The organism is Streptomyces blastmyceticus (assembly GCF_039521185.1).
Taxonomy (GTDB): Bacteria; Actinomycetota; Actinomycetes; order Streptomycetales; family Streptomycetaceae; genus Streptomyces; species Streptomyces blastmyceticus.
Genome location: NZ_BAAABW010000039.1, coordinates 273,890 through 282,984, shown reverse-complemented (window position 1 = coordinate 282,984; position 9,095 = coordinate 273,890). Strand labels below are relative to the sequence as shown.

The window sequence follows — 9,095 nt, the reverse complement described above, 5'->3', positions numbered from 1 at the left end:
CATGCCCGCCGCGCTGCCGCCCGTAGTACGTGTCCCAGGCGGCGGTGTACCCCGAGTGGCCCGGATACGCGGGCTGGCCGCCGAGCTGGCCGAAATGGCCCTGCCCGCCGTACTGGCCGTAGGCGACCAGCTGGTGGCCGAACCCCGCGAACCTCAGTTCCTCCTCGCCCGAGCGGTCGAAGGGGAGCGCCCGGAACGAGCGACGGTACTCGGCGTAGAGCGCGTCGTAGATCGGGGTCACCGATGCGGTGTGGCTCTGCGGGGCGGTGTCGCGGGGTGGGCGCATACCGGGGATGTGATGGGGGTACGGGATCCGGGGGGCAGGCTCGTATGAGTGCACATCTGAGCCAACGAGTCCGTGGCCCGGGGGATGCGGGCCGGGCGGGGAATGGCCCGTGGCGGTGTGACGCATGGGCAGCGGGAGCACGGTGTGACTCACGTGCCCGCGAGCGGCATCGACGTGGCGACCAGCTGCCCCCGCGCGGCGGCGCGGTCCAGCGCCTCGCGGAGCAGGTCCTCCCGCGGCTGCTGCCCGATCGTGCCGACGGGCGCCGCGAAGACCAGCACCTTCTTCGACTTGTTGACCGCCGAGCGCCACTCCGGGGCGACCTCCATCGCCTGGTGCGCCTGCCACCACGCCGACGGGGTGCCCCCGCCGGTGCCCGGCTGGAGGATCGCGTGCAGCCGGCCCACGGCCAGCAGCACCGACCAGCCCGGGGTGGGCGTCGGCACCTGGTCGACGGCGGCGACCGGGGAGAAGCCCTGCTCGATCAGGAGCGGCAGGAAGACGTCGACCGGCCCGGTGGTGCCCGGCCGGGCGATGGGCGCGAGCGGCTCGACGACCAGCGCGGGGTGCAGCTCCCCGTCGATCAGGACCAGCCCGCTGGTCACCCCCAGCTCGGCCTGGACCGGCCCGTCGGTGCCGATGGGGACCACCGGCGGCCCCGCCGGGTTCTGCTCCGGGCCGCCCTCGCCGGTGATGGACCGGACGGCGCCCTGGAGCTGCTCCTCGGAGACCGGGACGACCTGGGAGGGGATGCAGGCCGCGTGCGCGAAGGCGAGCACGGCCGTCTCCTCGCCGACGAAGAGCACCGTGCTGGTGGGCTCCCGCTCGGTGTCGCCTGGGGTACGGCAGGAGGTGCAGTCGTAGCTGCCGGGGGCGTTGTCGCCGCCGAGCAGGCGGTCGGCTTCCTCGTCGCCGATCTCGGCGCGGACGTCTTCACTGACGTCGAGCATGCGAGGCACGGGTGGCTCCTCGAACTGGGTGCGTGTGCGCCGGGCGGTTCCCGGCTCTCGGGAAGACAACGGACGATCCGTGGCAGGGGTCACGCTCCGGCACCGGGTGCCCGGCGCGGCCCGGCGACGACGGCCGAAAGTTCCCGGTCCGGGCTACCGATTCGCCATCGCTTGCAGAACGAGTTGGTGATCGGGGCCAACCCCGGAGCCCTCCCCGCGGTCTAATGTCTCGGTAGGCGGGCTGCACCGAATGTCCGCGGCGAAACGGCTGCATACGGGGACGAATGCACATCTCATTCCTGATTCACAACGCGTACGGCATCGGTGGCACGATCCGCACCACGTACAACCTCGCGGGCACGCTCGCCGAGCAGCACGACGTGGAGATCGTCTCCGTCTTCCGCCACCGCGAGGAGCCCGTCTTCGCGCCGAGCGGCAAGGTGCGCCTGCGCCACCTGGTGGATCTCCGCAAGGGCACCCCGGGCTACGAGGGCGACGACCCGGAGTACGAGCGGCCCGCCACCGTCTTCCCCGCCGCCGAGGGCCGCTACAAGCAGTACAGCGCGCTCACCGACCGGCGGATCGCCGAGCACCTGCGGAGCCTGGACTGCGATGTCGTCGTCGGCACCCGGCCCGGCCTGAATGTGCACATCGCCCAGCAGGCCCGGCGCGGTGTCGCCCGGGTCGGCCAGGAGCACCTGACGCTCGGCACGCACTCCCCGCAGCTGAAGCTGGCCCTGCGCACGCACTACCCCCGGCTCGACGCCGTCACCACCGTCACCGAGGCCGACGCCGCGACCTACCGCAAGCTGATGCGGCTGCCCGGTGTGCGGGTGGAGGCCGTCCCCAACAGCATCCCCGCCCCCGCCCTCGCCCCCGCAGACTCCACCGGCAAGTGGGTGATCGCGGCCGGCCGGCTCGCCCCCGCCAAGCGGTACGACCTGCTGATCCGCGCCTTCGAGAAGGTCGTCGCCGAGCGCCCCGACTGGCGGCTGAGGATCTACGGCGCGGGCGCGGAGCGGGCGAAGCTGCGCGCGCAGATCGACAAGCGCGGCCTCTACAACCACGTCTACCTCATGGGCCCCGCCACCCCGCTCGACGCCGAGTGGGTCAAGGGCTCCATCGGCGCGGTCACCTCCAGCCTGGAGTCCTTCGGCATGACCATCGTCGAGGCGATGCGCAGCGGGCTGCCCGTGGTCTCCACCGACTGCCCGCACGGCCCAGGCGAGATCATCGACAACGGTGTCGACGGACTGCTGGTGCCCACCGGCAAGGCCGACGCGATCGCCGCCGGCCTGCTGAAGCTGATCAACGACGACGACCTGCGGCGGCGCATGGGACAGGCGGCCCTGAAGAGCTCCGCCCGCTTCGACCCCGCCGAGGTCGCCGGGCGCTACGAAGCGCTCTTCACCGACCTGGCCTCGCGCGGCGCCCTGCGCGGCTCGCTGCACCGCACCCGGGGAGCCCTGCTCAGCAGCGCGCTGCGGACCAAGGACAGGAGCCGCACCGCCCTGCGGAAGGGGCGGACCGCATGACGCCCCCCACCGGTCCCGCCGAGCCCCGAGAGCACACCTCACCCGACGAACCCACCGGCCCGTCCGGCACCCCGCACGCGGCCAGCACCCCCGAGGAGCCCACCATCGTGTCTGCCCCTCCCCAGCCCTTCGGCGTGGAGGACCCGAGCGTCGACTGCATCGCGGACTCCGCGGGCGGTCTCACCTTCGACCTCGACGCCCCCGGTCTCGCCGACACCCCGGGCGACTGGTCCGCGGCCCTGGTGCTGCGGCGCCGGGCCGGCGCCGCGGAGACCGGTGAGCCCGAAGAGGTCAGGCTGCCGCTCGCGCCCGACGGGGGCGGCCGGCTGCGCGCCGTCCTGCCCAGCACCGTCGCCCTCCCCGAGGGCCGCTGGGACGTCTACGCCGCCTGCGCCGACGCCGAGCCCCGGCGCCTGGTGCCCGGCCTCGCCGACCTCCGCTCGCTGGTCGACCGCAGACCCGGCCCCAGCACCTCCCCGCTGGCGGTCCGCATCCCGTACGCGACCAAGCACGGCAACCTCTCCCTGCGCAGCTGGCTGCGCGGACCGCACGCCGAGGCCGGTGACCTCGTCCTCGACGCCACCGGCATGACCCTGCACGGCCGTCTCTACCGGGCGGCGGACCCCGCCGCCTGGCTCGCCGGCGCCGTGGTCGAGGCCCGCCTGCGCCGGGACCCCGACCGGGTCCGTACGGTGCCCGTCGCCCCGGCCAAGGAAGAGGGCGCCGACGACCAGGACTTCACCTGCACGCTCCCCTTCGCCGCGCTGGCCGAGGAGTGGCAGGGCGGGCTCGACGTCTGGGACCTGTGGGTGCGCGGCGCCGACGGCTCCGCGACCGCCCGTATCGCCCGCATCCTGGACGACGTCGCGGACAAGAAGCAGATCTTCACCTACCCGGCGCAGACCGTCGACGCCTCGTACGCCCCCGCGCAAGCCGGCCCGTACTACACGGCCGACAACGACCTCGCGCTCCGGGTCGACGAACGCCCGCCCACCGTGCGCTGATCCACCGGCCCGCGGCCCTGTGCGGAGTGTGGCCGGAGGACGAGGGGGCACTCGCATCCATGGAGGTGCGAAATCATGGTTCCTGTCCTTCTCGTCCTGTTGCTGGCCCTGCTGCTCTTCGGAGCCGGCTTCGCCATCAAGATTCTCTGGTGGATCGCGCTCGCGGTCCTGGTGATGTGGCTGCTCGGCTTCCTCTTCCGGTCCACGGGGTCCGGGGGTTCGAGGGGCCGCTGGTACCGGTGGTGAGCAATGCCCCTTGACGCCTCACAGGGGCACGAACGCATCGCGGCCTGCCGCCGACGTCCTCGGCGGCAGGCCGACGCGCGTTCAGGGCCCGGCCGGCTCGGGCTCCGCCACGGCCGGCGACTGCGACTGCTCCACCGCGTCCGGGTGGTGGAGGTCGAAGGCCGGTGACTCCGAGCGGATCCGGGGCAGCGCGATGAAGTTGTGCCGGGGCGGCGGGCAGGACGTCGCCCACTCCAGCGAACGGCCGTAGCCCCAGGGGTCGTCGACCTCGACCCGCTTGCCGTACCGCGCGGTCTTCCAGACGTTGTAGAGGAACGGCAGCGTCGACAGGCCCAGCAGGAACGCCCCGATCGAGGACACCGTGTTGAGCGTGGTGAAGCCGTCGGCCGCCAGATAGTCCGCGTACCGCCGGGGCATGCCCGCCACGCCCAGCCAGTGCTGGACGAGGAACGTGGTGTGGAAGCCCACGAACAGCGTCCAGAAGTGGATCTTCGCCAGCCGCTCCTCGAGCATCTTCCCCGTGAGCTTGGGCCACCAGAAGTAGAAGCCCGCGAACATCGCGAACACCACCGTCCCGAACACCACGTAGTGGAAGTGCGCCACCACGAAATAGGAGTCCGTGACGTGGAAGTCCAGCGGCGGTGACGCCAGGATCACGCCCGTGAGCCCGCCGAAGAGGAAGCTCACCAGGAAGCCGACCGCCCACAGCATCGGCGCCTCGAAGGACAGCGACCCCTGCCACATCGTGCCGATCCAGTTGAAGAACTTCACCCCGGTCGGCACCGCGATCAGGAAGGACATGAAGGAGAAGAACGGCAGCAGCACCGCGCCGGTGGCGAACATGTGGTGCGCCCACACCACCACCGACAGCGCCGTGATCGCCATCGTGGCGCCGACGAGCATCACATAACCGAAGATCGGCTTCCGGGAGAACACCGGGATGATCTCCGAGATGATGCCGAAGAACGGCAGCGCGATGATGTAGACCTCGGGATGGCCGAAGAACCAGAACAGGTGCTGCCAGAGCAGCGCCCCGCCGTTCTGCGGCTCGAAGATCTGCGCCCCGAACCGCCGGTCCGCCTCCAGGCAGAGCAGCGCCGCCGCCAGCACGGGGAACGCCAGCAGCACCAGGATCGAGGTGAAGAGGACGTTCCAGGTGAAGACCGGCATCCGGAACATCGTCATCCCGGGCGCGCGCATGCCGATGATGGTGGTCAGGAAGTTCACCGCGCCCAGGATGGTGCCGAAGCCCGACAGCGCCAGGCCCATGATCCACATGTCCGCGCCGGTGCCCGGCGAACGGACCGCGCTGCTCAGCGGCGCATAGCCGGTCCAGCCGAACGCGGCGCCGCCCTCGGGCATCAGCAGGCTGCTCACCACGATCAGCCCGCCGAAGAGGTAGAGCCAGTACGCGAGCATGTTCAGCCGGGGGAACGCCACGTCCGGCGAGCCGATCTGCAGGGGCATGATCGCGTTGGCGAAGCCCGCGAAGGCCGGTGTCGCGAAGAGCAGCAGCATGATCGTGCCGTGTGCGGTGAACGTCTCGTTGAACTGCTCGTTCGACATGAACTGAAGGCCCGGGCGCGCCAGCTCGGCGCGCATCAGCATCGCGAGCAGCCCGGCCGCCATGAAGAAGCAGAACGACGTGATCAGATAGAGATGGCCGATCTTCTTGTGATCGGTGGTCGTCAGCCAGTCCACCACGATCCGGCCGGGCTTCCGCTCCCGGACCGGACCGGCGGCCGCGTGCGCGGTGTCCGTCCCCATCTGTGCTCCCTCGATGTCATCGTCGACGGGCTTTCGGGCTCACGCCATGATGCTCGCCGCGCGTCCGTAGCGCGAGGGTGCGTCAGGTACGGGTGGGGTGCCCCGTGCATGGCCGCCCGGCAAGGAAACCCCTGCGGAGCAATGCATTCCGGATAACTGGACACGGGCCGGAACGGGAGTGCGGAAGCCGGCCCGTAAATGCGGAGGAAGTATTTACGGGCGGCGGCGCCCGGGGGAATTCCCGGGGCGATTCCGGGAGTTGTCGAGGATATTCCGGGAAGGCGTTGTGCATTTACGGGCGAAGCCCTGTGAAGGCGGGGCGGCAGGGGCGGGAAGGCTCGTACGAGTGATACCGGGCCCGGTAAACAGGCGGGAGTTCTCTGTGACACAAGTGTGACCGGTGGCGGACCCGGAGCGCACGAGTCCGTGCCCGGGGGCGGCGCTACCGCGGCCGGGCCCCGGCGCCTACGGTGGCGTCATGGCACCTCTCCCGAACGTCCCCGCCGATCCCCACGACGACCTCGACGCCTATGTCGGGCTCGAGGTCGCGCGCGCCTCCGAGCGGGCCCGGACGCGCGGCTGGGCGACCGTCCGCACGCTGCCCCCCGGCTCGATCATCACCATGGAATACCAGGTCGGCAGGCTGAACTTCGAGGTCGTGGACGGCGCCGTACGGCGCTGCTGGAAGGGCTGACCGGTCCCGCGAACGCCACTGCGGCCCCGGAAGCCCCTGTCGGGGTTCCGGGGCCGCAGTGGTGGTGCGTACCCGCTTCGCTCAGCTGCCGACGGTGCGGCCGCGGCCCGTGGCCGGGCCGAGCGGTGCCGTCCGCGGCGTGCGGTCCGGGCTGGGCGGGCGCCGGCTGCCGCTGGGCGTGACCGGCGTCCGCTCGGAGCGGACCGTGTGCGGCTTGGGGGACAGGTGCGGCCGACCGTCGGGCACGCGCGCGGCGGAGCCCGCCGTACGGCCGCCGACGCCCACCGGCTCGCGGACGGGCCGCTGGTCGTCGGCCGCGGGGCGCGGGCCGCCGATCGCGACGGGAGCGAGCTGCGCGGGTGCGAGCGCGGTGCGGCGCAGCCGGTGCCAGACGGCCAGCAGCCAGGCCTCGGCGCGGGCCATCGGCGCCTCGAACCAGGGCAGGGCCAGCAGCACCAGCAGCCCCGCGCTCCAGCCGAGCGTCACATCGCTCATCCAGTGGGTGCCGAGATAGACGGTCGTCATCCCGACGCCGAGCGCCAGCATCGCGGCGATCACCGAGGAGATCCGGCGGGTCCGCGGCGTGGTGGCCAGATAGGCGAGGACGCCCCAGGTCACCACGGCGTTCGCGGTGTGGCCCGAGGGAAATATGTCGCCGCCCGCGAACATCTCGTTCGAGCCGATCGCGGTGGCGTAGTGCGGACCGAGGCGCCCCATGCCGATCTTGGCGGCGCCCACCGTGGCGTTGAGCAGCAGCAGCGAGGTGCCCAGCACCAGCAGCGGCCGCAGCGTCTTCTGCTTGTAGGTGCACCAGCCCAGCCAGGCGGCCACCGCGACGGCGGTCGGGCCGCGCTGGCCCAGGACCACGAAGTAGTCGAGGAAGGTGTGGATCTCCGGCCACTGCTTGTACGGGCGGAAGAGCATGACCTGCCAGTCGAACCGGACCGGCCAGGACGTGGTGAGCACGCCGACCACGATCGCCAGATAGACCACGGAGGTCGCCGCGAAGATCCCGAGACGGGTCCGGGTCATCCGCGGCCGCACGGGCTCGGTCGGGCGCTCCTCCAGGCGGACGAGCTCATCGTTGGTACGCACCCAATCGACGTTACATTGCGTGACAGGAGGGTTCGGCCGATCGAGGCTCTTTGTGATGACGATGTGATGTGGAATGCGTCTCAAACATGACTTACGGCACGTTTGATTCCACGGAATAAGAAGCGCTTAAAGAAGCCCGGATCCACGGCAGTTGACGGCGTCCTCGTATTGTTTCTTTTTGTACGCCGTCGTTTATCACCGATTGGCCGATGCGTTCCACGACGTTTCCCGCACCGCCGCCGGACAACCCGGCCGCGGCACGGGCGATTTGATCACGGCGGGCCCGAACCGTGCAGCCAGAACGCCCCGTACACAGCGGACACGAGAACCACAGGAGCCACCGTCAGCACCGCCCGCACCGTCCGCAGCCGGGCGACGGCCACCGCGAGCGGCAGCAGCAGCGGGAAGGCGGGCATCATCAGCCGCGGCTTCGAACCGAAGTAGCCCTTCGCCGTCAGCGCCAGCAGCAGCACCGTCCCCCCGTAGACGAGGAGCGGCAGCGGCTGGCGCTGCCGCACCCCCTTCGCGTACAGCCACACCACCAGGGCCACACCGATCAGCAGCCCGACGCCCGCGGGCCACGCCGGGCCCGCCAGCCGGCCCGCGACGAAGGAGCCGAAGGCCACGCCCCCGTCGAAGCCGTTGCCCCAGCCGCCCTGCACATCCAGATAGCCGGTCACGCTCCCGGTCCGTACGCCGACCCAGGCGACGTACGCGAGCCAGCCGAGCGGCGCGAGCACCGCACCCAGCAGCATCCGGGCACCGGGCTTGCGGCGCTCCCGCCACAGGACGGCCGCCGCCGTGATCCACACGGCCGCGACCACGGCCGCACCCACCGGCCGGGTCAGCCCGGCCAGCGCGGCGAGCGAACCCGCCCACACCCACCGCCCGGTGAGCACGCAGTAGACGCCCCACGCGGCCAGCGCGGTGAACAGCGATTCCGAGTACGCCATCGACTGCACGATGCCGACCGGCAGCGCCGCCCACAGCGCCGCCAGCGCGATGCCCGCGCGCCGGCCGTGGCAGCGGTCGCCGATCAGGAAGACCGCCCACGCCGCGCACAGCGAGGACACGGCGCTGACCACCAGGCCCGCGTCCGCCGCGGACAGCGGGAAGAGGGCCGAAAGACCCCGTTCCAGCCACGGCAGCAGCGGGAAGAACGCCAGATCCGAGTGGACCTTGTCACCCCCCAGATGAAGGGTGTAGCCGTAACCGTCCTCGGCTATGCGGCTGTACCAGAGCGAGTCCCAGCGCGCCGAGAGCAGCTGGTGCGGGTCCTTCCCGTCGACCGCGCCCCACACCGCCAGCACCACCAGGCCCAGCGCGCGCACCCCCGCGTACACCAGCAGGGCGGGGGCGGCGTGCCGCAGCGCCCCGCGCACCCGCGGAGCGGCCGCCACGGAGCCCGCCCCGGCGTCCGTACCGGCGGGAGAAACGAGATGAGTCACCCGGCCCATTGTCCAGCACGCGCGGCACGCCCCCCGCGGGCGGACCGCGGCGTGACCGGGCGCACGGATC

At 71.8% G+C, this 9,095-nt stretch carries 9 protein-coding genes; 4 read left to right on the top strand and 5 right to left on the bottom strand.

Annotation, left to right across the window (positions count from 1 at the left end; all coding sequences use genetic code 11):
* Positions 1-286: hypothetical protein (locus ABD269_RS33365; RefSeq protein WP_344124055.1), on the bottom strand; the 286-nt coding region annotated here is incomplete at its 3' end.
* A 149-nt stretch (positions 287-435) separates the two neighbouring features.
* Complete coding sequence (locus tag ABD269_RS33360) at positions 436-1,236, bottom strand: hypothetical protein (RefSeq protein ID WP_344124088.1); 801 nt, start codon at positions 1,234-1,236, stop codon at positions 436-438.
* A 284-nt stretch (positions 1,237-1,520) separates the two neighbouring features.
* On the opposite strand from ABD269_RS33360, the gene ABD269_RS33355 reads away from it, so the two are divergent.
* The 3 genes from ABD269_RS33355 (at position 1,521) to ABD269_RS33345 (ending at position 4,021) form a co-directional block, all read left to right on the top strand.
* A complete protein-coding gene (locus tag ABD269_RS33355) occupies positions 1,521-2,771 on the top strand; it encodes a glycosyltransferase family 4 protein (protein ID WP_301888450.1) in 1,251 nt (416 codons plus the stop codon).
* Complete coding sequence (locus ABD269_RS33350; protein WP_344124052.1) at positions 2,768-3,775, top strand: hypothetical protein; 1,008 nt, start codon at positions 2,768-2,770, stop codon at positions 3,773-3,775. The genes ABD269_RS33355 and ABD269_RS33350 overlap by 4 nt, the downstream gene beginning before the upstream one ends.
* Before the next feature lie 75 nt (positions 3,776-3,850).
* Positions 3,851-4,021: a hydrophobic protein gene (locus ABD269_RS33345; RefSeq protein ID WP_301888454.1), complete on the top strand. Its 171-nt coding sequence runs from the start codon at positions 3,851-3,853 to the stop codon at positions 4,019-4,021.
* Positions 4,022-4,102: 81 nt separating this feature from the next.
* Here ABD269_RS33345 and ctaD read toward each other — a convergent pair whose 3' ends face one another.
* Entirely contained in the window at positions 4,103-5,788 is a 1,686-nt protein-coding gene (ctaD, locus tag ABD269_RS33340) for an aa3-type cytochrome oxidase subunit I (RefSeq protein WP_344124049.1), read from the bottom strand.
* A 478-nt stretch (positions 5,789-6,266) separates the two neighbouring features.
* On the opposite strand from ctaD, the gene ABD269_RS33335 reads away from it, so the two are divergent.
* Positions 6,267-6,482 carry an I78 family peptidase inhibitor gene (locus tag ABD269_RS33335; RefSeq protein ID WP_301888458.1) on the top strand — a complete coding sequence of 72 codons (216 nt, stop codon included), beginning with the start codon at positions 6,267-6,269 and terminating at the stop codon, positions 6,480-6,482.
* A gap of 81 nt (positions 6,483-6,563) precedes the next feature.
* Here ABD269_RS33335 and ABD269_RS33330 read toward each other — a convergent pair whose 3' ends face one another.
* Positions 6,564-7,577, bottom strand: coding sequence for a phosphatase PAP2 family protein (locus tag ABD269_RS33330; protein ID WP_301888460.1), 1,014 nt, complete (start codon positions 7,575-7,577; stop codon positions 6,564-6,566).
* Positions 7,578-7,849: 272 nt separating this feature from the next.
* Positions 7,850-9,034 (bottom strand): hypothetical protein, encoded by a 1,185-nt coding sequence (locus tag ABD269_RS33325; RefSeq protein ID WP_425573032.1) that lies wholly within the window; start codon positions 9,032-9,034, stop codon positions 7,850-7,852.
* Between the last annotated feature and the right edge of the window lie 61 nt (positions 9,035-9,095).